Consider the following 25730-nt stretch of genomic DNA (forward strand, 5'->3'; position numbering starts at 1 on the left):
TTTGTCATCAAATGCCAGGAAACAAAGACATGCTTCCTGGCAATCACTTATTTTAAAAGCGAAGTGATAAACAGCTCAATCCTCCATCCTGCTTCTGAAACTCAGACATTTCCAACTCGATCGTTTTATATCCTGCTTCATTTAATTTACTTTGCGTCTGGTCATACCCGATGGGGATGATTACATAATCGTTGACAAGAATGCAGTTTGCCGAGTATTCATCTTCAGTGGAAACGATGATTTTCTTATATTGGGCAAAGTCTGGATGTTCGATGAATTCCCCTGCTGCTACGATCAAATCATCTCCCAGGTATGCAATTCCCGTCTTTAAATGGAAAAACTCTTTTAATGGAATAATCGTTCCTTTATAGCCTTCGGATTCAACGATCTTCTTTAACTGCTGTGCACCTTCCTCATTAGTACGCTCGGAAATGCCAATATAGAAATGGTCATCTACTTGAAGCACATCGCCTCCATCTAAAGTTCCCGGAGCATGAATATGGTGAATGGTTTTGTGGAACTCCTTCAAGACAGGCTCCATTTCCACTATCTCCTTGTTTCTAGTAGCATCCCCTGGATTCGTGATGACCGCAAATTCAGGGGCGATCACAGCCGTATCCTCAACGAAAGTCGAATCTGGAAACTCCTCATTTGCCGGAAGGTGTGTCACGTCCACCCCGCATTTTTTCAAAGCTTCCACATAAGCGGCATGCTGCTCCAATGCTTTATCATAGTCGGGCGTGCCAAGGTTCGATGTTGTTAATCCATTTACATAACTTCTGCTTGGTGTTTTTACGATAACATGTTTATACAAAGCTCATTCCCCCATTATCCACTATTTTTTTCGCACTACCGGGCAAGTTAAGCAGGTCGGGCCGCCCGTGCCCTTATAACTGATTTCGGTTCCTTTGTATTCATATACCGTAGCTTTCGCATCAAGAAGCTTTTGCTTCGTATAATCGTTCCCGGCAGCCATTACACATACCCGAGGAGCTAATGCAAGCACATTGCAGCCAAGGTTCATGTACTCCTCTTCCGGCACTTCTATTAGCTGGACGCCCCGTTCAATGAGGAGTTTTCTAAAGTAGACTGGCATGAGCCGTGAATGAACGACAGCCAAATCATGGTCGATCATGCTGATGAAAGACATGAGATGGAGACACTCTGCCTCCCCTTGATCATGGGGCAGCTGGACTACGATGAATTCATCCACAAGGTGATCCGTCATTTCTTTTAATTGCCTGATTGCCTCGGCGTTTGTCCGGTAACCATGACCTACAACTAGAGTCCTATCATCAAGCCAAACTAGATCACCGCCATCCGCAACTGCATCACCCGTTAGTTCGCCAATGAGCGGGATGTTATTTTCGAGGCAAAAATGCTTGTAAACATTTGCCTCGGGCTGCCTAAGTTCTTTCCCTGACTTTAAAATGATCGCACCATCGATTGTGAACTTGACAGGATCATGCGCGTACAAGGAGTCAATACCCACTTCCCTTGATTTGGGCAAGTAATTGATCTCGGGTACATACTTCTCCAAAATGGAGATGAAACCAGCAAACTCTTTTGCAGCTTCTATTAAATCTGGTTCTTCGGTAAAATTAAATCTTTGCCATGCATCACTTAAATGCGCTTGACTTATAAACGCATCGTTCGGGTGTTTAACAATGACACGTTGCAAAGGGCTGTACATTGACGAACAATATGACATTACCTCTCCTCCTTTTTCCACTATGCGGAAAACATTTCCGTTAATAGGAATTTTTATTAAATTATAAAATTATCTATGGTATAATGTCAATATGTTTTAAATATTCAAACAATAAAGTCTTCACAACTTCTGTTTGGAAAGATAGGTGAAATGTATATGCAATCGATTGACCGTGCGATGAATGTCATTAACGTATTAGTTTCCAATTCATCGGTAAATGGGCTTTCAATTACGGATCTCTCCCAAGAATGTGAGCTTCCGGTAAGCTCCATGCACCGCTTGTTAAAAGCCATGTCCAAGCACGGCCTTATTCAACAAGATGAGCGATCCAAACATTATGGTTTAGGGAATATTTGGCTTGAATACGGCCTGCGGATGTATGACAAAATGGATTATATCAGTCAAATCAGGCCAGAGCTGGAAAGGCTGATGAATATGGTTAAAGAAAGCGTCTACCTTAGCCAGCCAATGGAGATGGAGTCCCTCATTGTTGAACGGATCGATAGTGAAAAAAGCCAAATCCGTGTTTATGATCAGCTCGGCTCACGGATCGCGATGCACATCGGTGCAGCCAATAAAGCAATGCTAGCCTACATGCCATATAACCAAGTGAAAGAAATCATAGATTCACTCGTTCCCGAGCAAGATAGGGCCGCATTTTTGAATATTTTGACTGAAACGAAAGTGAAGGGATTTGGCATCAGCCACAACGAAAGAACGGAAGGTACCTCTTCTGTTGCCGCTCCGATTTTAAACCATTTTGGGGAAGTGCATGGCGCAGTGAGCATCGGGTTTGTCAGCTTTAATTTGACAAGTGACAGACTGGATTTTCTCATTCAACATGTGATGGAGACAGGGCAGAGGATTTCTTCCAAATTAGGATATAGGGGACCATGACTATTCGGTTTCTGCCCAGGATACCCTGGACGATCATCTGGAAAATAAAAAAGAAGATGAAAGTCATTTCATCTTCTCTCACTTGTTGTCAATCGCTGCCGGTCACGAATAAGTCTTCTTTAAAATAAGCAAGCACTTCCCCTGTCACCACTTCTTCACCTTCCATTACCTCCAATGACTTTATTTCACCGCTGACGCCAATATCAATGACCTCCACACGCCCGTCTTCTCTCTTGATTTGGAACAGCTGCTCCCATTCGTAAAATCTGGATTGTTCGGATACCGAAATTTTTTCAACCGTGCCTTCACAAGGGCTAAGAATTACATCAACATACATAGTGTCGCTCCTCCTTTTAGTATTGTTCATAATTAAATGGGGATTGCAGGACTAACTTGAGAAAATCCTGAGATTCAGAAATATCTTCTTGTTCAATGCCAAGCGTTCGGACCCAATATTGCTCCGAAGGAATATCTTCGGCACACAGCAGGATCATTCTTCCGCTCTGCAAGGAAGTCACCATCGCTTTCCCGAAAAATTGCGACGTGTATACAATGGTCACATCATAACGATGATGATTGGACAACAGGCAATAATGGTGGATCGCTTGATTTTCTTTATTTTCCAAAAGGATGTCAAAATTCATTGGTATCCTCCCTTTCATCCAGTGCCTAAATCATTTCAATACCTGACCCATCCACGAAGCCGGGAAGCTTCTGCAATTTTCCGTATACCTTCTATATAGGCAGCCACCTTCATATTCACCGAAAATTTTTGGGAGGTATGATGGACATTCAAAAAGCTTTCTGCCATCTTTTCTCTCAATCGTTCATCTACAAGCTTTTCCGACCAATAATAGCCTTGATTGTTTTGGCACCATTCAAAATATGAAACGATCACTCCCCCTGCATTGGCCAAGATGTCCGGTACCAAGATGATCCCTTTTTCATCGAGGATTTTGATTGCTTCTTTCGTTGTCGGGCCGTTCGCAGCTTCGATTACGATTTTACATTGCAATCGCCGCACATTTTCTTTATGGACCACACCACTTATTGCCGCAGGAATCAGTACATCGCATTCCTTTTCCAATATCTCCCGGTTCGATAATGATTCTTTGAATAAATTCGAGACGACACCAAACGAGTCGCGGTTCTCCAAAAGATAGGGTATGTCCAGACCTTTTGGGTCATACAAGCCCCCAAGCTCATCCGCTATCCCAACCACTTTAGCCCCCAATTCATGCAAGTACATCGCCAAATGGCTGCCAACATTACCGAAGCCCTGGATGATCACGCGCAGCCCTTTAATGGGAATGCCTTCTAATTCACATACCATTTGAAGCGTATATAGCACGCCCTTTGAGGTAGCTGTTTCCCGCCCCTTAGATCCGCCTAATGCCAGAGGCTTACCTGTAATGAAGCCGGGTGAATCGAATTCCCTGATATGATCGTATTCATCGAGCATCCAAGCCATGATTTGGGAATTTGTATACATATCCGGTGCAGGAATATCCTTTGTCGGTCCCACTATTTGGCTGACTGCCCTTACATACCCCCTGCTTAACCGTTCCAGCTCAGACGAACTCATCACCCTGGTATCACAAACGATTCCCCCTTTTGCTCCTCCGTAAGGGAGATCCGTTATTCCGCATTTCAAGCTCATCCAGCCGGCCAATGCCTTAACCTCGTCAGGTGTGACATCCGGGTGAAACCGGATCCCTCCTTTCGTCGGACCTGTCGCATCATTATGTTGGGCACGGTATCCTTGAAACATCCTCGTTTCCCCATTATCCATTTGTATAGAAATGCTGACTTCCAAAAAGCGCATCGGCGTTTTCAAAAAATCATAAACAGAATCCGGATAGCCCAAAACTTGAATCGCTTCTTTTAAGATATCCTGGAACTCTTGCAGTGGATTATCACTTTGACGTGTTTCCATCAGCTTTGTATTGCCTGTCATTTTAGCACCTCACTTTTATTCTTATTAAACTAACAAGCAACTTTCATGCCAGCCCTGAAAGCATCTGGATACAGCCATGTATCAGGAGTTTGCATCCACTCCTTTCAGCTGAACTTTTTCTGCGGTATGTATGAATTCATAAGCCATTCAGGTTTGCATAAATGGCACGAAATCAACAAGCTATGTATAAGCTGGCCCATTCAAGCAATAAAAAAAAGGGCAAGTTGAATGCCCTTTTGACAACTTTCACTTCCACATAGGTCACTTTCCGAAGTTTTCATTTTTCAGCCACCAGCTTTTCAGTTCATCCACGAACCATTTGGTGATGATTTCCGGCCGGGTTATGGCCGTCCCAACAACGACGGCAAAGGCACCGCTTTCCATTGCTTTTCGTGCATGAAATTTCGTGTGAATATGCCCTTCAGCAATGATGGGGATCTTACATGCAGCAGAGAGCTTTCGAATGAGATCATAATCAATTTCGTCGACATATTTTGTCTCCTCTGTATATCCGCACAATGTTGTTGATACGATATCCGCCCCCAACTCTTCTGCTATCCTTCCCTCTTCAAAAGTCGCACAATCTGCCATCACTAAAATATCCGGATGCTCACGATGGATATTTTCTATGATTCTTCCCAGCGTTTCTCCCCCGGGACGGATACGTTGAGTCCCATCCAAGGCTACGATGCAGGCCCCAGCCTCAATGATGCTATTAGCACTTTCATATGTAGGGGTGATATAAACCTCGCTTTCATCAAACCATTGTTTGTGTATCCCCAAGATTGGCAAAGTCGTCACCTTCCTGATCGCTTCAATATTATCCGGCCCAGTTGCCCTTATCCCGACGGCACCTCCCATTTCAGCCGCCTTGCTTAAGGCACTCATGATATCCTGCCCATACATGGGCCACCCAATCCTTGCCTGGCACGACACGATCAATCCACCCTTAATCATCTTCAATATGCTTTTATTATCCATCCTTATCACCTACAAGAATCCAAACAATTTACCAGCTATTCCGACAACAAAGCAAAAAAGGATGAGCCAGTAAATTGCTTTTTTATATTTCCGCAATACCCATAAGAAACCAAGCGTCAAGAGGAGGGGCAAAAGTCCGGGCAAGATCGAATCGAGAAGTTCCTGCAAGATAATTTCTTTACCGGAGAAGTTCCATTTAGCCGCTACTCCCACATGAACAAAATGGACGACCTTCGATCCAGTTACCATTAAACCAACTATTGTTGCCCCCTGGACAAACTTATCAAGAATATCCGAATCTTTCATTTTCAAGATAAGGTTCAGACCAAACCGATACCCATATATCACTCCATAATAACGGGAGAAAATGTTTAGCAATACGTTGGGAACGATGAATATGATCGGCCCTACTGGGTTGCCCTCCAGCGCCAAGCCAGCGCCGATTGCCGCAAATATGGTCATGAAGGTTGCTTTAAACACAGAATCACCAATTCCGGAAAGCGGCCCCATCAATGCGGCTTTGGTGGCTGAAATGGTCTCAGGAGTGATCGGTTTGCCTTGCGCCCGTTGCTCCTCCAAAGCAAGGGTCACGCCGATGATGGCATTAGTTGTATATGGATGACAGTTAAAAAACTCATTATGGCGGACAATTGCTTCTTTTAACTCCTCATCATCTCCATAGAGTCTCTTGAGTGCAGGCATCACCGCATAGCAAAACCCTAAACTGCCATACCGCTCATAATTTATCGATGTCATGCTGAAGAAGGAACGGAAAACAGCGGTGATCAAATCCTTCCTTGTCAGTATCGCCTTCTCTGCTTCATCTTTTTTTGTCGACGGGAGAGGTGCATCATTGATATCCGTCTTATTCATCACCACCGAAATGCTGATGGCGATTCCGAGGCCCAGCAAGGCAATCGAAAGTACAGGAAGTTCCAAATAGACGGCCAATACGAACCCCACCAGGAAAAAAGACCAATATTTTTTGAAATTCATCATTTTCAGGAGCATCGCCATCCCTATTGCAGGCAGAATTCCCGCAGAAACCTTTAAACCATCCATGAACCACGCAGGCATGGAATCCACAAAATGCTTTACGAAGTCACTCCCGAAGTGAACAGCCAAAAACGTCGGTATGAACATGACCGTAAAAAAAACGATCAAGCCAGACAAATGCAGGCGCCCTGCCCTTTTTAGATCAAGCTCTTTCAAAGCACTGTCAGCACGATGCACGAGATAGATATTGAAGTTCCAAGCAAGCATGATCAATAGCTGTGCCAGAATGCCGATTGGCAAGGCCAGGGCGATTCCAACTTCCGGTTTACCTCCTGCCCCGATTGCAAAAATCGTACCAATCAGGCCCGCAATTTGTGCATTGGGAGGAACGCTTCCACCAATCGGCAGCACCCCCATGAACATCAATTCGACGCTTGCACCCACTATCAATCCAGTTTGAAGGTCCCCCATCATTAAACCCAATAAAGGACCTGCAAAAATCGGGCGGCTGATCATCCAATATCCGTACCCATAATTTTCAGTCATGAGAGCTGCAACAAAAGCGCTCAGCAAAACGGCTGATAGGAAGCCAATCTCCATTCCTTCATCCCCCTTTATTACTTCGTGACGGCTTTACCCGTCTCTATATTTTCGTAAATAAATCGATGGATTTGTCACTTGGAGATGTTCTGATTTCACAGGCGACTCCGTGATCTCTTATTCTCCGGAAGACGGACTTATCTTCTTCATCCACATAGACTGTTTTACTTATTTCCTGTTTCCCTGCTTTATAATACATACCGCCTACATTTATGGAGAGCAGCGTAATCCCTTTCTCGATCAAGGATAAGAGAACATGCGGACTTTTTGCGACGATGAATGTCTTTACGGAATCCGGCTGCGCATCAAGATGGCTCACTGCATCTTCGACAGAGAGGATTGCATGATTTTTTCCAGAAGGAACTGCCATGCTAAGCAGCAGAATTTGATTCGGATCGTTCGCCGCTTCATCATCAACCACCAGATATTCCGTGATTTGATAAGCAACGCTCCATGAATAAGCGACTTGCCCATGAATGAGCCTTTCATCGATACGGGTAACAACAATACTCATGATAAGCCTCCTCCTTTACAATTTTCGTTCGATTGCGGAGTTAATGTGGCTAATGCTTTGTGAGGCATTGGCAATCAACTCTCTCGGTCTTGCAGGTGATAAGCAGCACTCAATCACTAACCCTAAATGGAAACCTGCGATAACCTGTACATCACCATCAATCAACACTTGAAGTGTAGCTGCATTGCATGGGGAACCGCCTTTAATATCAGCCAGTATGAAGATTTCCTGGTAGCGAGCCCGCAGTTTATTGACTGAAGATTCCAGTTGGCTTGAAAAAGAGTCGAACGTTTCATTGGCATCCATACTCAGTGCATGGAGATGTTTTTGCTTTCCTGTAATCAGCTCCACACATTCCTTCATGGTCGAAGCCAGGTTGCCATGACTTACAAGTAAAATGGCCCTATTCAATATCCCACCTCCTTATATTCAATTTTTAAAATATTCTATCTTTTATTATCTTAAATAAAAAGAATTAAAATATCAATATTTTTCAAGGAATTTAAGAAATAAAATTTCATATACGGCATTTTTTTCGATAAATTGGTCCCAAAAAAATTTCATTTGTGATATAAATGTAATAAAGCTAAAGTATCTAGGGGGACGATTATGAGCTCATCTTTATTACAAAAAATCAAAGAAAAGGCCGATTCCCTGTCACGTGCAGAAAGGCAAGTGGCCCAATATATATTGGATCATGCCGAATTGGTGCAAACGTACACGATTTCTGAAATATCGATTAACGCCAATGTTTCTCAAGCCAGTGTTGTCCGTTTTTGTAAACGCATCGGGATTGAAAGCTTTAAAACCTTTCAATTAACACTCGTGAAAGAATTGAGTTCAAATCATGACAATATCAATGACCTTTCTTTATTACGTGAAAATGATACCCCTTACCAGCTTTTTCAAAAGGTAACGATGAGCAATAAAATTGCCTTGGATTCGCTGGAGCAAACATTGAACAAGAAAGAATTCGATAAAGCGGTGGAATGCTTAAGCCAGGCAAAAAGGATTGCTTTCTTCGGTGTCGGCGGCTCTTCTACAGCTGCATTGGATGCCAGCCATAAATTCGCTAAACTTGGCGTAGGGGCAGGGATGAACGCGGATTTTCACACCGTGATTTCCTATGTTTCCAACTTCACTCCCGATGATGCCCTCGTCCTTTTTTCAACTTCCGGAAAAACCAAAGATGTCTTGGAAATGGCTTCATACGCAAAAAAAATTGCCGTTCCCATCGTGGCCATCACGTCCTATTCAAAGTCTCCGCTTTTGAAACTGGCCACAATACAGCTTTGCTTTCCTGATATTGAACACGATCAACGGATTGGGAGCATCGCATCGAGAATCATGCAGCTTAACATGGTCGATGCTCTTTACTTAAGCGTTTTTCACCGCATCGACAAACAAACCATCGATAATTATCAAAAGGCACGTGAAGAAATCCTTCGACTAAGAAGATAAATGTTTTAGCTAAATCATGCACGATATGGGCAGCGCGCTCTCTGTTTTCAATGCCTTGCACCTTACAGTTTTGAAATAAAAACGCATCCTGTTCCTACAAGTTTGACTTTTAGGCAAACATATCAAAAGGGCCCGGAAAGTGGAAATTTCCGGGCCCCTTTTGTGCAGATTGAATGCATTTTCACGTTGAAAATTATTTCTATTGGGAAGCTATAGCTGCATCTCTTCGACTTGATATTCGGGAGGTACTGTGCGAAAGGCTTTTGTAATATATACGAGATAACAAAATCCAATTAAAAACCAGCTCAGCCCCATGATCAGGGAGCTTGTCTCAAGATTGATCCAAAGTATGCCAATGGAGATCGCCCCAATTAGGGGCATGATTAAGTAATGGAAACATCCCTTTAGTGTTCGATGTTTTTTTTCTTTGATGATGAATTGGCTGATTACAGAGAGATTCACAAAAGTGAAGGCCATTAATGCACCAAAGTTAATCAGTGATGCGGCCGTCACCAAATCAAAGAATAAGGCAGACAAGGCAATGCCCCCCACGATGAGTACATTGATGGCAGGTGTTTTCCACTTAGGATGGATATAGCCAAACCATTTTTCCGGAAACACTTTATCACGGCCCATCACATACAATAGCCGGGAAACACTGGCATGGGATGCTAGTCCCGATGCCAGCGTATTGACAATAGTGGTGCATAAAAAAATAGATTGGAACAACTTCCCTCCCACATATAAGGCTATTTCAGGCAATGCTGCATCCGGCTCCTGGAAGCGGGAGATATCCGGAAAAAAAAGTTGGATGAAGAATGAAGAGATAATGAAAATCATTCCTCCCCAAAGAGCCGTTAACAAGATCGCCTTCGGAATCGTTTTTTTCGGATCGGGCGTTTCCTCGGAAAGTGTCGTTACGGCGTCAAACCCCAAAAAGGAAAAACAAAGGATGGTTGCCCCAGTGATGATGGCGGAATAGTCCATCCCATCCTGGACGAAGGGCTGCATCGTAAAGACTTCCCCTGTCCCTTCTCCATCATGCAGGCCCTTGATTACAAGAATGATGAACACTGTCATGATGGCAATCTGAATCAATACAAATAGGGCATTGAAATTAGCCAATACATTGACACTCCGAAGATTGAGAATGGTGACAACGGCAACGAACAATACTACCCAGAGCCATGTTGGTACCTCTGGAAATAACGCCGTCAGATAAATTTTGGTCAGCAAGGCATTCACCATCGGCAAAAAAAGATAGTCCAACAACGAGGACCATCCTACCAGGAAACCCAAGTGCCGGTTGATGGCCTTTTGCGTATACGTATATGCCGATCCTGCTGCTGGAAAGACCTTTACGAGTTTACCATAGCTTGCTGCTGTAAAGAGCATGCCGACCAACGCAACGATATAGGCAGTAGGTACATGCCCTCCCGTGATACCGGATACGATCCCGAATGTATCGAATACGACCATTGGTGTCATATAAGCCAATCCCATCATGACGATTTGCCATAATTTCAGCGTTCGTTTCAGTTTCGCATCATTTTCCACTTATCATTCCTCCTTGAAACCGCTTTCAATACATTAGCATAGCAAAATCCAACTTAATGATAAGACCTCCCTTTCCCTTAAAATACAACCTAAATATCTACATGCAAAAAACGTGCCATATAATTGGTTTAACAATGATTGCTGGCATTCCAGTATCATCGAAGGCATTTCGTTCACTTATCCGAAGATGCGGCATTGTTTTTTTTTTGCATCATGATTCATTTTTCGATAGATTATTCGACCGTGCATAAAGCTCTTGCAGAAAAAAATGGTGAAGCGCTCCAGAAAATCGCATGACTGGACTTGGCATGGGAATTGCATTAGATAAAGGGGGAATAGCAGAAGATTAAAAGTGTTAAGAAAATGGAGGAATTACAAAATGAAATATCCCTTAACTCCCGATGTAAAACCAGAGTTTTGTACCACCGGTTCATTTATGCGCTTACCTTCTTCAAGAGAAAATGCAAAATTTGCGGTGGTTGGCTTGCCTTTCGATACAGCCGCTTCATTCAGAGTAGGAGCAAGGTTTGCTCCCCAGGCAGTCCGTCAGGCGTCCATGACTTTGTTTCCGTATCATCCCATTCACAAAGTCTTTCCATTTGACGAGTGTAACGCCATTGATATTGGGGATGTTTCAGTGATTCCCCATAATATCCATCGAAGCTATGAATTAATTGAATCGGCAATGGCTGAATTGATGAAGACGGGAATTATCCCAATCGGTATTGGGGGAGATCACTCTGTAACATTGGCCAATTTAAGAGCTGCCGCAAAAATTCATGGACCAGTGGCGCTTCTCCATTTCGATTCACATACTGACACGTGGGATACTTATTATGAAGAGAAATATTGGCATGGATCACCATTCATCCGGGCATATGAGGAAGGTTTGCTTCAGGCGGACAAGGTCTTCCAAATTGGAATCAGGGGGACGCTCAATCATCCTGGGGATATTGATTCCAGTACAGAGTTGGGTTATACCGTGATCACTACTCCCCAGCTGAAGGAAAGGGGTATCGTGGATGTCGTGAAGGAAGTCAAAAAAACCATTGGAGATACGCCATGTTTCTTAAGCTTCGATATTGATTTCGTTGATCCATCTTGCGCACCAGGGACGGGCACCTTGGAAGTCGGCGGATTGAACAGCTTTGAAACGCTGGAGCTGATTCGATCCCTGCACGGATTTAACTTCATTGGTTTCGACCTTGTGGAAGTTCTCCCGCCCTATGACCCAACCCAAATCACATCCCTACTGGCAGCTACCATCATCCATGACTTTGCCAGTTTAGTAGCACTTAAATTAAGGGCAGAACAAGAAATGCCAGTCGAAAATAGTCAAAATAGCTAGCACAGAAGTGGCAGCAATCAAAGGTTGAAGAGTTTTATTGTTGAATCTAGGAGGACACGATCCTCCACCGATGGACAAGAAGGGCCATTTAATAAAATGGCCCTTCTTCTCATCTGGCCTACCTAACATATGTGTTGAGGTGAAGATCAGTGGGCATCGTCAGACTTACATTCATTTTGTTCTAAAACCGCTTTCAATTCTATGGGTTATTGCGCTCCTTCTTTCAGCAACATTCGTTCAATATCTTTTAAGCCTTTCATTCGGGCGTGCTGTAATGGAGTCACCTTATCATGGTCTGCGATATTCACATCAGCTCCATGATCTAACAGCAATTGCACGGTTTGTTGCTGTTCATCCCCATCATTTAAAATGATCGCCTCCAATAATGCCGTCCAACCTAGATTATTGACATGGTTTATATCGATATCAGTTTGGTTCAGAAGCTCCTTGATCACACTGACATAACCGTGTTCCGAAGCAGGAATCAGGGCTGTTCCCCCATATCGGTTTGTCATGGCAGGATCTGCACCTGCATCAATCGTTGCCCTGAGGATTTCTAGATATCCTTCTGCACCAGCATATAGGAAAGGATTGTTTTTCATATCATCCTGAATATTGACATCGGCACCTGCTGCAATTAGAATTTTTGCCGTCTTAAGGTCATTATGATAAGCAGCGATCATAATGGCTGTCCGCCCTTTTGAATCCTGTAGATCAATATCGGCACCGTCCTCAATCAAGCTGTTAATCGTTTCCGTGTCTCCCTTTTCTGCAGCTTGAAGAAGTTGTTCATTCATTTCAATTGCCTCACTTCCAATTTTTTCTGTTTCTTTCTTGGATTCAGGGGTACAAGCCTGAAGCAAGAGAACACTTCCTGCGATTACAAACATCCACTTCCACATCCTTAACCACCTCTTTTATCATTCATTAATCCTTCTTCCTGATTTCAGCGCGTTACTCACTCAGACTCTCCATAGTTTCTCCCGAATCACCTTCCATCCCGCTAAATTGACGACTCAAGTTTATACCGAAAGCGCCGTTCAATCTCCTCTACTGAGTTATGATTCTTTCACTATGATGTTAACGCTTAATCATTAACTCCCGATGTATAATCTCTTAAAAAAAGCTTAACGTTTAGTTAAACAACAAAAAACCGCCACTTTTGTGACGGATAGGAAGTGCAAGATTTAAACATTGAATCGGTAGCCAGCACCCCAAACCGTTTCCAAATATTTAGGACGTGCCGGTTCTCTTTCAATTTTTTCACGTAATTTTCTAATATGAACAGTCACAGTTGAAACATCCGCCGCGGACTCCATTCCCCAATTGCTTTCATATAGTTGCTCTTTGCTTAATACTTGGTTAGGATGCATCACTAGAAAAAGCAACAAATCGAATTCCTTTGTCGTGAATGGCACTTCTCCGCCATTGATATGAACTTTTCGCGATGCCTTATCGATGGAAATGCCATGAACGAAAACTGTATTCATTTTGGCATGATTCCCTGCCAAACGCTCGTAGCGGGATAAATGGGCTTTTACGCGAGCAACCAGTTCACTTGGACTAAAAGGCTTTGTGATATAATCATCCGCCCCTAAACCGAGTCCTCGAATTTTATCGATATCCTCCTTTTTAGCAGACACGATCAATATCGGAATATCCTTGGCAGCCCGTATTTGTTTGCATATTTCAAATCCATTTACACCGGGGAGCATGATGTCAAGAATAATTAAATCGTATTCTTTTTGAAGGGCCTGCTTAAGCCCAGCATCACCTGTATGTTGAATGTCGACTTTAAAATCATCAATTTCTAAATAATCACGCTGCAGTTCAGCAATGCTTACATCATCTTCAATAAGTAATATTTTTTTCATTTCCCTCACCTTTCTTTAAGGTAAAGAAGACACTTGTGCCTTTTCCTTTTTCGCTTTTAGCCCAAATATCCCCGTTATGCTCTCGTATGATTTGTTTAGCAATCGCCAGCCCTAAGCCGCTTCCGCCGGTTTGGGAATTCCTTGATTGCTCAGCCCGGTAAAAGCGGTCAAAAATGTAAGGAAGAGCAGAAGGTTCTATCCCTTGGCCATTATCCGTAACCTCCACAGCTACATCATCACGACCCTCATGCAAAGTTATGGAAATGTTCACTTTCTCCCTCTCTGCATACTTCACGCAATTACTGATTAAATTAGCCAATACACGCCTTAATTTCTCCCTATCCGCTGACACGAATACGGGTTTGAGCATTTGATTCCAGTCAAGTTGAGTCCCTCGTTGATGGAAATCCAAATGAAACTCTTCCACATAATCACTGATAAATTGATTCAACTCGACCGATTCAAAAGTGAATGGCTCTTTATTTAAATCCAGCTTGGAAAATAGGAATAATTCATCAATCAAGGCATCCATGTCTTTCGCCTTTAAATGGATGGTCGATAAGTACTTTTCCATTTTTTGCGGAGTATTGGCTACACCATCTTGGATTCCCTCTACATATCCGATAATTGAAGTGATCGGTGTTTTCAAATCATGCGAAATATTGGATAGAAGTTCTTTTCTGTTTTCTTCATATTGAAGCTGTATTTTAACGGACTCTTTTAATTTTATCCTCATTTCATCAAATGTCCGATTTAGCTGTCCGATTTCATCATTCGAAGCAGCATGTATTTCAAAATTCAAATCTCCTGATTTAATTCGATTCGCCCCTTCCTCAAGAAGCGAAATAGGTTTGATGATGCTTCTTGAAACCAAATAGTTCAACAGCCCGATAATCATGATGAAAAGAAATAATAATAGTCCGAACAAAATGGGGAATAACTCCCGAGCCAACTCAGCAGAGGAACTCGCCTTTCTCAACACGAAAATACTTCCTTCGGTTTTATCCGAGAAATAGAAATCAAACTTTACATACGTATAAAAAAAGTCGTCGATCTTAATCGTATCCCTCGTATTGATGTTCGTCTCTTCAAATCCCGGGAGAGACCGAGACAGAACCTTCTTGGTAAAGGAAAGCGAAGTATACTCGATTTTAGAATCTTTCCTGACGACGATGTCGATGTCGTCCAGCTTAATTTTCTGCAATTGATCTTTGTTTAGGAGCTGTTCAGGTTTATTTTTAGCCATGAGCTTCAAATCAAGAAATGCAGTTTCTTCCGCTGTAGTCAATGGTTTTTGGACATAAGATTTTTTGTAAAAATTTTCGATCGAGTTCGCATCGCCCGTTATCGCAAAAACAATTAAAAATCCAGCGACCAATAGTAAAGCGATGGAAAATAGGATTACGCCGACGTAAGATAACAGAAATCTTGTTTTAATTGACATTTAATCAACTCCGGATGTACTTCTCTTTGCTTATTTAAGGTGAAAATTCAATATTCTTTCATGCGAGTTTATCATTACAAAAACAATACCACAAAAATCTTAAAACTTTCTAAAGCAGGGATGAAAAATTCCTAAACAACGAAGGCGGGATCACAGAGAAGAAGATTATTTTAGAGGCAATTGTACGAGGAATCGATTTCGTGGGGTTGATCATTTTTCCTGATGGAATCATTCATTTCGAATTATGATCCTTAATATTCTTCATCATTCATCCATTAAAATTCGGCACATCCATTTTATTGTGGAGCCTGCCCCACATATTAATACTCCTTGGGCCATTTTCCCCATGTACAAAATAGCTGCTGGAAGCGAATAAGTCTTAAAAAAGCCATTTTCTCAGCTTGGGAAGGATAGGAAGAACATTGGATCGGTATGACGGATATTGCATGTTCAATTCAAAAAAGGTGTGTTCTTGGTCATACACTTTTCATAGCTGAACGCTTCTATGCTAGCGCGGCCATGGTAACTTCCAAATCCACCCGTGCCTGCACCTCCAAATGGAATATGGGGATTTGCTGCATGACTAATAGTTTAATTTACACTAATTGCCCCAGTGCGTTGCGTTTTTTTCATTTGCTGGATTGCTGTTCGATCTTTCCTGAAAATATAGGTGACAGGCGGGTCAGGTCCTCCTACGAAATGCTGCTTAAGGGAGTCCATGTCCGAAAAAGGAATAACTGGAAGAATGGGTCAAAAAAATCTCTGCTTGTCTCAGTTCACTCCCCAATGGGATGTCTGTCAGCAACGTAGGCTGGATATAATTTTGACTCGCGTCTGATGAAGATAACCCAACAGCTTGTTAAAGTGATCGGGATGGGCGATTCGCCCGTAATCACTGCTTCCTGCGGGATTCATTCCGTAGAATTGCGTAATTTGCTCGCGTAACATCGTTAAAAAAGGTTGGTACATCGATTGATGCACATATACCCTATCAGGGGCGATACAGGTTGGCCCGCGTTAAGAAACTTCCCCCAAACAATCCGGCGCGCAGTTGCATGAGAGACTCCTGTAGCATCAACAATGCATCAATTTTTCCCGCCCAGTTCGAGTATAGTTGTGATTTGATGTATCGCTGCCGCTAGATGTACTATCGTGCCTACCCCTGTACTCCCAGTAAAAAAAATCATCACCCAAGGCAATTCAAGCAAGCTTCCCGCTACAGCACCATCACCTTGGACGATGGTAACTTCTTCCGGAGAAAAATAAACGGGAATTAAATCTGCCAGTCATTGCCCCGTAGCTGGTGCAAGCTCCGAAGGCTTCAGGAAACAACCATTGCCAGCTGCTAAAGCCCCGATCATCGGCATTACTGACAGGTTAAAGGATAGTCCCAAGGACTGATAATGAATACTGAACCATAACCTTGATGTTCAATTTTCACTTTCTACAGCCCGCCAGGATTGATGGTACCGCCCACGAAATAAAGGTTATCGTTGCGCTCACTTTGCTTGGCATGTTTGAATCCCCGGTTCTTTTTACAGTGGGAGACAGTACCATAAATGGATCCGCGATGTGATCCATACCTTCTTTCAATATCATGTGGCGTCCACATGTCTTCCGTCACAATATTTTGCCGCAAATCAGTCAAGCCCATTTTCTCCAATTTCATCAATACTTTTTCCCGTAGGGCTATGTAATCATTCTGTGTGAATGGTTTATCTTGAATATATGGGATATGTGGAAGTACTTTAATATTCTCATGTCCTGGAAGTGCTTGAGATGGATCGGTTTTATTGACATTGACTAAATAGATGGTAGGATCATCTGGCAGTTCATGGTCACGGAAAACCTTATTCATTTGTTTTTGTAGATCATTAGAGAAAAAGACGTTATGATGGGCAAGCTGAGGGTATGTTTTGCGCACCACCCAAGTGCAGAATCAGACCGGAACTGGACGGCTCAAACCGTTTTTCAAGCTTCTTGATAAAGTGCTTTCCTACATCCAATAGCTTTTCATAGGCTGGGGTGACTTCCATATTGGAGATAAAATGATCCGCCGTTTTCCTCGTCCCATCATCCAGCTCAGCTGCCATAATCCCCCTTAAAGCCTCCTTGGTGATGAGTTTTTTGACTTCCTTTCCAGTATGTAATTCCACACCTAATTCAGTTGCAAGTTTGACCATACCTTGAGCATGCTGCATATAGATCATCATATTAAGAACGGCAGGGCATCGTATGGAGAGGACCCTACATATTTAATAAAATAAGCGAGCATATTCAGCAGCTTTGGATTGCTGATCCGTTTTTGGATGGCCTCATACATGGTTGAAAATAGATCAAAACCTTTCACCGATTCTATCAGACCATGTTGTTTAAAGATTTCCACCGTCGAATCCAAGCCCTTGTCAAAGTATCCTTCTTCAGTCACTTCATATATTCGCCTTGCATATTCTTAAAAATGTCCATACTCCTCCATGTCCTTTTCGGACAAGCAAGTGTTTTCCTGTAACATCACATTCAAGTCTCCATATAGATCAATGACCGAATCGTCTGGAAAGAAGGAACGCCATTCATGCTTTAAGCGAAGCGTAGGAATATAGTCAGCCATATCGCGTCCGCTTTTTACAGACAATCGTTCAAATATTTGTGGCATGGTCAATATTAATGGGCCAAGGTCAAAAACCGAAACCATCCCGTTCCAGCCGATTCAATTTACCACCAAGATGGTCGTTCCCATTCAAAAAAATGGATCAATAAATAAAGAATTATCTTTATCCACTATCCTTTCCTAAGTCGAAGCGAAAACCTTGGTTTCTTGTTGGATTTGCTGCATCTTCATTGGAGAAATGAAATTCCTCTTAAAAAAACAATCATATTCATTATCTCTTACGGCATTTAAGATTCCACGATAAAGACGTGCCGATAGCAAAACCTGGAATTGGCTGTCTTTATCAAAATATTGGATCCCTTCTTGAAATTCATCAAACAACTCTTCGGCTCGTAGGGCCATCTTCTCCCAAATCCTGATAAAGCCTATATTGATCCTTGCTTGTTTAATATCTTCTTCAGTGTACGACTCGGATTCCATCTCGTATAAAGGCAAGTATATTCGGTTATTTTTTCTATAGTCCTCCCCAATATCTCTCAATATATTAGTAATTTGCATGGCAATTCCAAGAGATGTAGCTTTTTGAGTTAGGTCCCGTTCAGATTCGGAAGCTATGATGGGCAAGAGCATTAAACCAACAGTGCCTGCAACATAATGGCTATATTCCTCTACTTGGCTCATTGATTGGGGAATGGTGAAATCAATATCCCTTTTCTGACCTTCGAGCTGATCGAAGAAAGGCTGAATGTCCATTTCATACCGATTAAATACATCTCGTAAAGCCCTCCAAAGGGGGTGATCAATTTCTTTATGTGCCTGGAACAAGGTTAACTCCTGACTTATACGGTTTAACCCGTTGATCTTTTCTGACCTGCTACCTCCGAGATCCACACTATCATCGGCAATTCTACAAAAAGCGTAGATGGCATAAACGGCATTTGCTTTCTCCTTTGGTAATCCTAAAAAAGCGAAATAAAAACTTTTTGAATTATGCTTGATGATGTCCTCACAATACCGATAATCTTCGTCCAATAATGTTTTATCAGTCAATCTCATCGGCCTACCTCCTCATTTTCCCTGCTTGCATTGTCTGCTTGCTGCCTCGATCGTCCAAAATCAATTCCTCTGTAGCAATCTTAGCTGAAAGTAAAACGATGGGCACACCGGCTCCAGGATGCGTGCTACTGCCCGTGAAATAGAGATTTTCACATTTTTTTGCTTTACTCTGCGGGCGAAGATGGTTACTTTGTGCTAAGTTAGGTCGTAATCCGAAGCATGCACCGTTATAGGCATTAAATTTCGATTCAAAATCAGGCGGTGTCATATGAGATTCCGAAACAATTTCATTTTCTATATTTTCAAAGCCATCAATATTCTTAAGAGCTTTCAACACTTTTGAACGGTAATGGTTAATCGTTTCAGCATTCCATTCGTATTCGGAGGTTGATAGATCAGATACAGGAACTAGAATGTAAATCCCATCTTTTCCTTCTGGAGCCAATGATGGGTCTATTTTAGAGCCAAGATAAACATAAAAAGATGGGTCATCCAAAAGCCGTCCATCAAAAATGTCATTTAAGTTCTTCTCCAAACCTTCGCTAAATACGAAATTATGGATCGTTTTTAACGATTCATATTTTCGATCCATTCCCAAGTACATAATAAAACACGAACAGGAGTATTTCATGCTGTCAATTTTTTTATCTGTATACTTGCCTTTTGATTTCGTGTCTTTGACCAGATTTTTCATTGCATATGGAAAGTCAGCATTACAAAGTACATAATCAGAATGAATTTCTCGATCATCGACTCTAATGCCAAGGGCCTGCTGATTTTCAATCATTATTTCTTGAACACTCGCATTATAGTGGACATTGCCGCCCAACTCTAAAAACAGCCGTTCCATTGATTGGGCCATCGTATGCATTCCACCCTTAATGAACCATACACCATAAAGTAATTCAATCATCGGGATGATGGTATATAAAGAAGGTCCATTATACGGTGAAACACCTATGTATAAAGTTTGAAAACTAATCATCTGCTTCAGGCGTTCATTTTTCACATATTTTCCAATGAAATGATCGGCATTATCGAATGTCTTCAATTTCAACGCTTGACGGATCATGAAAGGATTGTAGAAATCGGATGCGTGCCGGAATGGACGTTGAATGAAATGATTTTTTGCAACTATGAAACGTTCATAGATTTTTTGAAGATATTTCAAGAAACCTTCTGCATCTTTGTCGCTAATGTCCTCCAAGGTTTTCATCAAATCGACTAAGTCTGAAGAAATTTCGTAAGTATCTTCCGCTTTGCTTCCAAAGAAAACGGAATACATCGGATCTAATTTCTCCATTGGAATATAATCATCCGGATTACGACCTGTCAGTTCGAAAATTTCCTGATAAAGCTCTGGCATCATGACTATACTTGGTCCTAAATCGAATTGGTAACCATCTTTTTCAATTTTGTGCATTTTCCCACCGGGTATTGCTTCTTTTTCAAAAAGTTCCACCTGATACCCCGCATGCTGCAATCGAATTGCACTTGCCAACCCTGCTACTCCCGCTCCAACAACAATTACCTTCTTTTTATTAACCATGATTTCCCCCAATGTCTTTTTCCAAATCAGTTCAATTACTCATGAAATATTGTCAAATATTATTATGATGAGTTGAGCGTTACCTTTAATAAGTGTGAGCACTCCTTAAATATTATTGATTCAATTATTGCTAGGAAGTTGTTTGGTTGTCAACTATTTTGTATAATGTTTTTATACAAACGTTATACAAACTCAATGATTTTCTAATCATTTGACATGACAATGGCCCAAAACGGCCTTTTTATAGGTACATGGACTCAATGCCTTGTACAACGTTATAGGATTTTAATTATATGTTCGAACCGTCAGCTTATACCTAAAATATATTGTTATAAGGGATGAAAACTATGAACCATGCCCGTGGTGGTAGATTTTATATAAAAGAGGTTTCTGCAGTTACAGGACTTTCCAAACAAGTGATTCGAAAATGGGAAGAAAGATATGACATCATACAGCCTGTCCGCCATGAGAATGGATACCGTCTATACAGTGAGGAAGATATTAGCACTCTTTTAACTATTAAATCGCTTCAAAAAAAGGGATTATCTATTAAACAAGCAATGGTATTGGCCAAGGATGCTCATGTTACGGAGCTGAATTATTATGTGATTCAGTTGATGGAAATAGGGTATACGTGTAACGAGTTGGATTTACTCATTGTTTTAAAGCAGGCTTATCACTTTTACGGGTTGGAAAAATTCTTGACTTATGTCGTCTCACCTTTTTTTAAAAAAATCGGAGATATGTGGGAAAGCGGCGAATGGGATGAATATCAGGAATCTGTTTCGAGTATGGCAGTCAAGGACTTTCTTGTACAAATTCGCCGTAACTTTCAATACTCGGATAAAGCGAAATTAGTTTTGGGTGCTTGTCTTCCACATGAATACCATGAGATACCTGTTCACTATATTTTGTTACAGTTCATGTTAAGAGGCTGGAAAACAACTCTGATCGGAGCTTCACCAGCTCCTGGATCTATTCAATCACTAATAACAAGGTTAAAGCCCGTTAAAGTCCTGCTATCTGCATCGACGACACTTCCATTTGAAAAGGATCCTGATTTACTTAGCACCCTTGATTTATTCGCTGCTGAAAATAAAGAAATCGAGATTTTTTTAGGAGGAGCAGGTGCAATACAATACACTAAGGATAAAACGATCAATAATATTTGTGTTACCAACAGTATCGAAGAAATCTTACTTACGTAGCAAGTGAAGGGTTCCAGAATTTCAGGTCAATGAATGGTGAATTCAACTAAGACAGCGAAAGGCTGATATTCATTGTGCATGGATGTCTTTGTTAATCATTTCAACCCTTGAAAACTGGCCTAACAAAGGGGGCTCGTAGAGCCCTGATTTCTAAAATTCTGGCGAACATTCGAAGAGAATTTCAAAAGGGGTTCGGAATAGATAATTCCGAACCCCTTTTGTCTACAAACTGAAACGACCATTTAAAAATGGTCGTTAATCCTTGTTATTTAAATATGATGGAGATGATTTTTTCTGTCGTCATCTCACTGTCCACCTCATATGTTCCAGGGCGTAAACCGTTGGCCTTGCCTTTCTTTTCAACCTCTTTAGAAAATGCATTAGCATTTTTAATGACTTTTGCTTTTTGAAGGTCTTTCCCGACATCGATGCTTGTCGAACCTTTAGACACACGCAGGACTGTGCGGTAAACGATTTTTTCCTTCGATTCTTTTTCTGTTTCTGCCGCTTTTGCCGCATCCATCTGTTCTTTAATGGATTCCGCTTCAGCAATCTGATCTTCCCATTCTTTTTCTGAATGAATGACATACCCTTTGCTCGTGAGGGAATCTTTCATTTCATCTTCAGAAAGTTTCTCCGAAGTGCCCGTAGCTTCCCCTGGGCCAAAGAAGTATACTGCTCCGCACAGACCGGCAGCAACAATGAGGCCGCTCGCAAAACTGCGCAATGATTTAGATGTCATTGGCAACGGTCCTCCTTTCATTCTTCGCTTTTATGTAAGGAGTAAGCAAGTTTTCAATCTCATTCTCTGGATGTTTTGTTTTCAATGCAATGCTTTCAGTTGAATAGCCCCGCTTATGTAAATCAAGCACTTCACGCAATAAGGTCCGTTTTCCCGAAGACAGAGCAAGAACGCCTGCCTCTTGTGCCGTTATTTCTGCATCTATCTCGATGTTCCTGATTTTTTCTTGTAATACATTCATTTCATCTCCAAATGAGCTGGCAAGCTGCTCCATTTGTTCGTCCACTTTTACAGAATCCTTTTTACTAAACGATAAAATGAACAGTAAAACTGCTGCACCAAACAAAATGACAAGAGCCCATTCCATCATTCTATGTCCCTCCTTAATCTTTGTATCTATTGTCTCGCTTTCTCATTATATATTGATTTGTTTCAAAACTCGATTTAAAAGAACAAAATACCACAATAGTCACGCGTTTATGTAAAAAAAAGGCGCAATTTGACCATCACTCCCAGTTCACCCTTGATATAACGGAAGCTAAGGCTTCCATTTAAGGACCATTTTACCATAAATGAATCACTTTTAATAGAGAAGAGTCGAGGATGTATTTTGAAGCCAGTTGAAGCTCTCTTAAATAGTTGTAAGAAATATCATGGGCCCTCCCGATTATTTTCCCATCTCAAGTCATTCTTATTTATATCCATCCAGGCAACCTCAAGAAGTAGATTAACATGACAAATACGGTTTAAAGCGATAAGATATAGATATAAGATTCCTTTGCCTGATTCATATAATAGGTAAAAATATCGCCATGTCATTCGCTTGTAGGATGCATGCAGGATTATAAGGAGGAAACTATAACATGAATATTAAATTAACGAATATACCCCGTTTCATGCAGTCAGAAATCGAACAGCTTCAGGCAAGCCTATCTCCTCTGTTGAAGAAAAATATGAGATACGGCATTTTATCGACTGTAATGATCGGTTTTTCCGTGATCAATCTTTTTTTCCTTTTATTCAATAATGAAACATTATCGATTTCCAATATAGCACTAGGCCTCTATTCATTGATTGGAGCGATCGGTTTCGCTCTATTAAAAGAAAATAAGCACAACCAAAAAGAAATCGCGAAACTGAGCCGGAATTATATGCTGGAGAGGATGAAGAAAAGCCGTTATGTAACGGATGTTAGGAAAAGTAATTACTATAAAAAGATGAATGACGAGCCGCTTTTTGCCATGAATGTGTTTTTTGAATTCCTAGCGGAGGAACAGCAACGGAAGGAACGGTCCTTCAATCAAGAATAATAAAGGCTAAGACCCCTTCATCAACATCAGAAGGGGTCTTCAGGCATTCGCTTTAAATGGTCACATAGACAAACTTAAGCCCCCTCATGAACGGACAAGGGGGCTTTTCACTTATAGTCATTCACTTAAAACGGGATCGGCAATCACAAGGATTTTGCCTGCTTTGATATCTTCCACATATTGATCGACTTCCGTTTCCTCTAATCCCATATCCAATAATGGCTTCCTTAAGCCGCCTGCTCCTGAGGCTGCCCCAGCTGCAGCTCCGCCAAATGTAGCGAATATCGGACCCGCAGCCAGGATCGGTCCTATTCCCGGTACAGCCAATGCACTCATTCCTATCACCAGACCCGTCAATCCGACAGCCCCGCCTGCTGCTGCGCCTGCGACTAAGCCATCAGTCCTTGTTGGGCTGACTTCCTCGGCTTCATCCGGCAATTTGTCAATATTTTTGGCTATGATAGAGATTTGATCGGAAGTGTATCCTTGCTGCTTTAAATTCTCGACTGCTGAAGTCGCATCCAATTCATTTTCATATATTGCTATAAACCTCTTGTCCATGGTATCTGCTCCTTTAAAAGTAATGTACTATACAATACCCCTAATTGAGCAATCCTAACCTTTCAAGCAAAAAATGCATTTCACTCCCGGATTTGACCCTGTCCATATATGAAATACTTGCTTGATGTCATGGCGGTCAAGCCCATGGGTCCACGCGCATGAAGTTTTTGTGTTGAAATGCCGATTTCTGCACCGTAACCGAATTCAAATCCGTCGGTAAAGCGGGTGGAGGCATTATGATAAACTGCTGCCGCATCCACTTTATTTAAAAATAAGGAAGCAGTATGTTCATCTTTTGTGAGAATCGCTTCAGAATGTTTCGTACCGTAGCGGTTGATGTGTTCGATGGCTTCGGGAGCTTCTCCCACAATTTTCACACTGATTTTTAAGGCTAAATATTCATTTGACCAATCTTCCTCCGTAGCAGCTTGCGCTTTCGGAAAGGCTAGGCAAACCTCATCATCGCCAAATATTTCAATGCCAGCTTCATCGAGAAGCGTCAGTAAGCGTCCCCCATTTTCTTCAAACCATTTTTCATGTATAAGAAGGCTTTCGATTGCATTGCATACGGATGGACGCTGTGTTTTACCGTTTAAAACAACCCTCTCGACCATGGCGATATCTGCGGTCTCGTCGATGAAAATATGGCAATTGCCTGCTCCTGTTTCAAGGACGGGAACAGTGGATTCCTTAATGACCGTTTCGATTAAATTCTTACCGCCCCGGGGAATCAAGACATCTAAATACTCATGAAGATGGAAAAGCTCCTTTGCAGTTTCACGGCTCGTATCCTCGATCAGCTGTACAGCTCCCACAGGAACCTCCGTTTTCGCCAGGGCCCTATGGATGGAGGAAACCAAAGCCATATTGGAATGCCTCGCGGAAGAGCTTCCCCTTAATAGGACGGCATTACCCGTTTTCAATGATAAAGTGGCAGCATCGATGGTCACGTTCGGCCTTGCTTCATAAATCATCCCAATCACACCGATTGGCACGCGCAGCTTTTTAATCAATAAACCGTTTTCTTTTTTGATCGTCTCCAATGTTTCGCCAATAGGATCTTTCAATTCAATTAACAGCCTGATTGCGGCAGCCATACTATCAATTCGTGCACCATTTAACATGATTCGATCTAAAATTGATTCATTCAAGCCTTTTTTACGGCCTTCCTCAAGATCTTTTTGGTTTTCAATCAATAAACTTTCTTTATCGTTTACTAACTGCTCTGCTATTTTCTCGAGTGCCTCATTTTTCTTTTCCGTTGTCAAACCGATTAGATGATAACTGGCCGCTTTCGCTGCCTTTCCTTTCGCCATCACTTCACTCATTCAATTGCCCCCTTCTCCTGCTTCAGAT

Annotated in this window: 26 protein-coding genes and 1 pseudogene; 5 read left to right on the forward strand and 22 right to left on the reverse strand. The window is 41.9% G+C overall.

The window, feature by feature from the left end; translation table 11 throughout:
• Positions 1-52: 52 nt before the first annotated feature.
• Entirely contained in the window at positions 53-814 is a 762-nt protein-coding gene (locus tag QNI08_RS03955) for a dimethylarginine dimethylaminohydrolase family protein (RefSeq protein WP_285766132.1), read from the reverse strand.
• A gap of 21 nt (positions 815-835) precedes the next feature.
• Positions 836-1711, reverse strand: a complete 876-nt coding sequence (locus QNI08_RS03960; protein ID WP_285766133.1) for a dimethylarginine dimethylaminohydrolase family protein — start codon at positions 1709-1711, stop codon at positions 836-838.
• Positions 1712-1867: 156 nt separating this feature from the next.
• Here QNI08_RS03960 and QNI08_RS03965 point away from each other — a divergent pair, with 156 nt between their 5' ends.
• The gene (locus QNI08_RS03965) at positions 1868-2608 is read left to right on the forward strand and encodes an IclR family transcriptional regulator (protein ID WP_285766134.1); all 741 of its coding nucleotides are present in this window, start codon (positions 1868-1870) and stop codon (positions 2606-2608) included.
• 88 nt (positions 2609-2696) lie between these two features.
• Here QNI08_RS03965 and QNI08_RS03970 read toward each other — a convergent pair whose 3' ends face one another.
• The 7 genes from QNI08_RS03970 to QNI08_RS04000 form a co-directional block, all read right to left on the reverse strand.
• A complete protein-coding gene (locus QNI08_RS03970) occupies positions 2697-2945 on the reverse strand; it encodes a biotin/lipoyl attachment domain-containing protein (RefSeq protein ID WP_285766135.1) in 249 nt (82 codons plus the stop codon).
• Positions 2946-2961: 16 nt separating this feature from the next.
• Positions 2962-3252 carry an SAV0927 family protein gene (locus QNI08_RS03975; RefSeq protein ID WP_285766136.1) on the reverse strand — a complete coding sequence of 97 codons (291 nt, stop codon included), beginning with the start codon at positions 3250-3252 and terminating at the stop codon, positions 2962-2964.
• A 35-nt stretch (positions 3253-3287) separates the two neighbouring features.
• Positions 3288-4565: a Glu/Leu/Phe/Val family dehydrogenase gene (locus QNI08_RS03980; RefSeq protein WP_285766137.1), complete on the reverse strand. Its 1278-nt coding sequence runs from the start codon at positions 4563-4565 to the stop codon at positions 3288-3290.
• Between the two features lie 261 nt (positions 4566-4826).
• Positions 4827-5546 (reverse strand): N-acetylmannosamine-6-phosphate 2-epimerase, encoded by a 720-nt coding sequence (locus QNI08_RS03985; protein WP_285766138.1) that lies wholly within the window; start codon positions 5544-5546, stop codon positions 4827-4829.
• A 9-nt stretch (positions 5547-5555) separates the two neighbouring features.
• Positions 5556-7142, reverse strand: coding sequence for a PTS system mannose/fructose/sorbose family transporter subunit IID (locus QNI08_RS03990; RefSeq protein WP_285766139.1), 1587 nt, complete (start codon positions 7140-7142; stop codon positions 5556-5558).
• A gap of 43 nt (positions 7143-7185) precedes the next feature.
• The gene (locus QNI08_RS03995; RefSeq protein WP_285766140.1) at positions 7186-7656 is read right to left on the reverse strand and encodes a PTS sugar transporter subunit IIB; all 471 of its coding nucleotides are present in this window, start codon (positions 7654-7656) and stop codon (positions 7186-7188) included.
• Between the two features lie 15 nt (positions 7657-7671).
• On the reverse strand, positions 7672-8067 hold the full coding sequence (locus QNI08_RS04000) for a PTS sugar transporter subunit IIA (protein ID WP_285766141.1): 396 nt from the start codon (positions 8065-8067) through the stop codon (positions 7672-7674).
• Between the two features lie 195 nt (positions 8068-8262).
• Between QNI08_RS04000 and QNI08_RS04005 the strand changes: the two genes are divergently transcribed.
• The gene (locus QNI08_RS04005) at positions 8263-9117 is read left to right on the forward strand and encodes a MurR/RpiR family transcriptional regulator (protein ID WP_285766330.1); all 855 of its coding nucleotides are present in this window, start codon (positions 8263-8265) and stop codon (positions 9115-9117) included.
• A 210-nt stretch (positions 9118-9327) separates the two neighbouring features.
• Here QNI08_RS04005 and QNI08_RS04010 read toward each other — a convergent pair whose 3' ends face one another.
• Complete coding sequence (locus QNI08_RS04010; RefSeq protein ID WP_285766331.1) at positions 9328-10623, reverse strand: APC family permease; 1296 nt, start codon at positions 10621-10623, stop codon at positions 9328-9330.
• A gap of 430 nt (positions 10624-11053) precedes the next feature.
• Between QNI08_RS04010 and speB the strand changes: the two genes are divergently transcribed.
• Positions 11054-12022 carry an agmatinase gene (gene speB / locus QNI08_RS04015; RefSeq protein WP_285766142.1) on the forward strand — a complete coding sequence of 323 codons (969 nt, stop codon included), beginning with the start codon at positions 11054-11056 and terminating at the stop codon, positions 12020-12022.
• Positions 12023-12228: 206 nt separating this feature from the next.
• On the opposite strand, the gene QNI08_RS04020 is transcribed toward speB, so the two are convergent.
• The 8 genes and pseudogenes from QNI08_RS04020 to QNI08_RS04045 form a co-directional block, all read right to left on the reverse strand.
• Positions 12229-12924, reverse strand: coding sequence for an ankyrin repeat domain-containing protein (locus tag QNI08_RS04020; RefSeq protein ID WP_483313737.1), 696 nt, complete (start codon positions 12922-12924; stop codon positions 12229-12231).
• A 285-nt stretch (positions 12925-13209) separates the two neighbouring features.
• Complete coding sequence (locus QNI08_RS04025) at positions 13210-13896, reverse strand: response regulator transcription factor (protein WP_285766143.1); 687 nt, start codon at positions 13894-13896, stop codon at positions 13210-13212.
• On the reverse strand, positions 13874-15340 hold the full coding sequence (locus QNI08_RS04030; RefSeq protein WP_285766144.1) for a sensor histidine kinase: 1467 nt from the start codon (positions 15338-15340) through the stop codon (positions 13874-13876). Before QNI08_RS04030 ends, QNI08_RS04025 begins: the two co-directional genes overlap by 23 nt.
• Positions 15341-16138: 798 nt before the next feature.
• The gene (locus tag QNI08_RS22490; RefSeq protein ID WP_352231196.1) at positions 16139-16342 is read right to left on the reverse strand and encodes an aldehyde dehydrogenase family protein; all 204 of its coding nucleotides are present in this window, start codon (positions 16340-16342) and stop codon (positions 16139-16141) included.
• An 83-nt stretch (positions 16343-16425) separates the two neighbouring features.
• Positions 16426-16626, reverse strand: coding sequence for an aldehyde dehydrogenase family protein (locus tag QNI08_RS22495; RefSeq protein ID WP_352231197.1), 201 nt, complete (start codon positions 16624-16626; stop codon positions 16426-16428).
• A gap of 164 nt (positions 16627-16790) precedes the next feature.
• Positions 16791-18072 (reverse strand): annotated as a pseudogene (locus QNI08_RS04035) (phytoene desaturase family protein); the annotation flags it as partial.
• A 56-nt stretch (positions 18073-18128) separates the two neighbouring features.
• Positions 18129-19004: a phytoene/squalene synthase family protein gene (locus tag QNI08_RS04040; protein WP_285766145.1), complete on the reverse strand. Its 876-nt coding sequence runs from the start codon at positions 19002-19004 to the stop codon at positions 18129-18131.
• 4 nt (positions 19005-19008) lie between these two features.
• Positions 19009-20553, reverse strand: coding sequence for a phytoene desaturase family protein (locus QNI08_RS04045; protein WP_285766146.1), 1545 nt, complete (start codon positions 20551-20553; stop codon positions 19009-19011).
• A 347-nt stretch (positions 20554-20900) separates the two neighbouring features.
• Here QNI08_RS04045 and QNI08_RS04050 point away from each other — a divergent pair, with 347 nt between their 5' ends.
• Positions 20901-21761 carry a MerR family transcriptional regulator gene (locus QNI08_RS04050; RefSeq protein ID WP_285766147.1) on the forward strand — a complete coding sequence of 287 codons (861 nt, stop codon included), beginning with the start codon at positions 20901-20903 and terminating at the stop codon, positions 21759-21761.
• Positions 21762-22026: 265 nt separating this feature from the next.
• Here QNI08_RS04050 and QNI08_RS04055 read toward each other — a convergent pair whose 3' ends face one another.
• Positions 22027-22503, reverse strand: a complete 477-nt coding sequence (locus QNI08_RS04055; protein ID WP_285766148.1) for an endolytic transglycosylase MltG — start codon at positions 22501-22503, stop codon at positions 22027-22029.
• Complete coding sequence (locus QNI08_RS04060) at positions 22493-22873, reverse strand: hypothetical protein (protein WP_285766149.1); 381 nt, start codon at positions 22871-22873, stop codon at positions 22493-22495. Before QNI08_RS04060 ends, QNI08_RS04055 begins: the two co-directional genes overlap by 11 nt.
• 493 nt (positions 22874-23366) lie before the next feature.
• Here QNI08_RS04060 and QNI08_RS04065 point away from each other — a divergent pair, with 493 nt between their 5' ends.
• The gene (locus QNI08_RS04065; RefSeq protein WP_285766150.1) at positions 23367-23813 is read left to right on the forward strand and encodes a DUF5392 family protein; all 447 of its coding nucleotides are present in this window, start codon (positions 23367-23369) and stop codon (positions 23811-23813) included.
• Between the two features lie 117 nt (positions 23814-23930).
• Here the strand turns inward: QNI08_RS04065 and QNI08_RS04070 are convergent, their stop codons facing one another.
• Positions 23931-24374, reverse strand: a complete 444-nt coding sequence (locus tag QNI08_RS04070; RefSeq protein ID WP_285766151.1) for a general stress protein — start codon at positions 24372-24374, stop codon at positions 23931-23933.
• A gap of 80 nt (positions 24375-24454) precedes the next feature.
• On the reverse strand, positions 24455-25702 hold the full coding sequence (locus QNI08_RS04075) for a glutamate-5-semialdehyde dehydrogenase (protein ID WP_285766152.1): 1248 nt from the start codon (positions 25700-25702) through the stop codon (positions 24455-24457).
• Positions 25703-25730: the final 28 nt, after the last annotated feature.

This window comes from Peribacillus folii (genome assembly GCF_030271255.1).
Taxonomy (GTDB): Bacteria; Bacillota; Bacilli; order Bacillales; family DSM-1321; genus Peribacillus.

Coding starts and splice junctions, on each gene's coding strand:
- QNI08_RS03960 (WP_285766133.1), bottom strand. CDS start 1,711: ATGTCATATTGTTCGTCAATGTACAGCCCTTTGCAACGTGTCATTGTT.
- QNI08_RS03965 (WP_285766134.1), top strand. CDS start 1,868: ATGCAATCGATTGACCGTGCGATGAATGTCATTAACGTATTAGTTTCC.
- QNI08_RS03970 (WP_285766135.1), bottom strand. CDS start 2,945: ATGTATGTTGATGTAATTCTTAGCCCTTGTGAAGGCACGGTTGAAAAA.
- QNI08_RS03975 (WP_285766136.1), bottom strand. CDS start 3,252: ATGAATTTTGACATCCTTTTGGAAAATAAAGAAAATCAAGCGATCCAC.
- QNI08_RS03980 (WP_285766137.1), bottom strand. CDS start 4,565: ATGACAGGCAATACAAAGCTGATGGAAACACGTCAAAGTGATAATCCA.
- QNI08_RS03985 (WP_285766138.1), bottom strand. CDS start 5,546: ATGGATAATAAAAGCATATTGAAGATGATTAAGGGTGGATTGATCGTG.
- QNI08_RS03990 (WP_285766139.1), bottom strand. CDS start 7,142: ATGGAGATTGGCTTCCTATCAGCCGTTTTGCTGAGCGCTTTTGTTGCA.
- QNI08_RS03995 (WP_285766140.1), bottom strand. CDS start 7,656: ATGAGTATTGTTGTTACCCGTATCGATGAAAGGCTCATTCATGGGCAA.
- QNI08_RS04010 (WP_285766331.1), bottom strand. CDS start 10,623: ATGATGGGATTGGCTTATATGACACCAATGGTCGTATTCGATACATTC.
- speB (WP_285766142.1), top strand. CDS start 11,054: ATGAAATATCCCTTAACTCCCGATGTAAAACCAGAGTTTTGTACCACC.
- QNI08_RS04020 (WP_483313737.1), bottom strand. CDS start 12,924: ATGTGGAAGTGGATGTTTGTAATCGCAGGAAGTGTTCTCTTGCTTCAG.
- QNI08_RS04025 (WP_285766143.1), bottom strand. CDS start 13,896: ATGAAAAAAATATTACTTATTGAAGATGATGTAAGCATTGCTGAACTG.
- QNI08_RS04030 (WP_285766144.1), bottom strand. CDS start 15,340: ATGTCAATTAAAACAAGATTTCTGTTATCTTACGTCGGCGTAATCCTA.
- QNI08_RS04040 (WP_285766145.1), bottom strand. CDS start 19,004: ATGAGATTGACTGATAAAACATTATTGGACGAAGATTATCGGTATTGT.
- QNI08_RS04045 (WP_285766146.1), bottom strand. CDS start 20,553: ATGGTTAATAAAAAGAAGGTAATTGTTGTTGGAGCGGGAGTAGCAGGG.
- QNI08_RS04050 (WP_285766147.1), top strand. CDS start 20,901: ATGAACCATGCCCGTGGTGGTAGATTTTATATAAAAGAGGTTTCTGCA.
- QNI08_RS04055 (WP_285766148.1), bottom strand. CDS start 22,503: ATGACATCTAAATCATTGCGCAGTTTTGCGAGCGGCCTCATTGTTGCT.
- QNI08_RS04060 (WP_285766149.1), bottom strand. CDS start 22,873: ATGATGGAATGGGCTCTTGTCATTTTGTTTGGTGCAGCAGTTTTACTG.
- QNI08_RS04065 (WP_285766150.1), top strand. CDS start 23,367: ATGAATATTAAATTAACGAATATACCCCGTTTCATGCAGTCAGAAATC.
- QNI08_RS04070 (WP_285766151.1), bottom strand. CDS start 24,374: ATGGACAAGAGGTTTATAGCAATATATGAAAATGAATTGGATGCGACT.
- QNI08_RS04075 (WP_285766152.1), bottom strand. CDS start 25,702: ATGAGTGAAGTGATGGCGAAAGGAAAGGCAGCGAAAGCGGCCAGTTAT.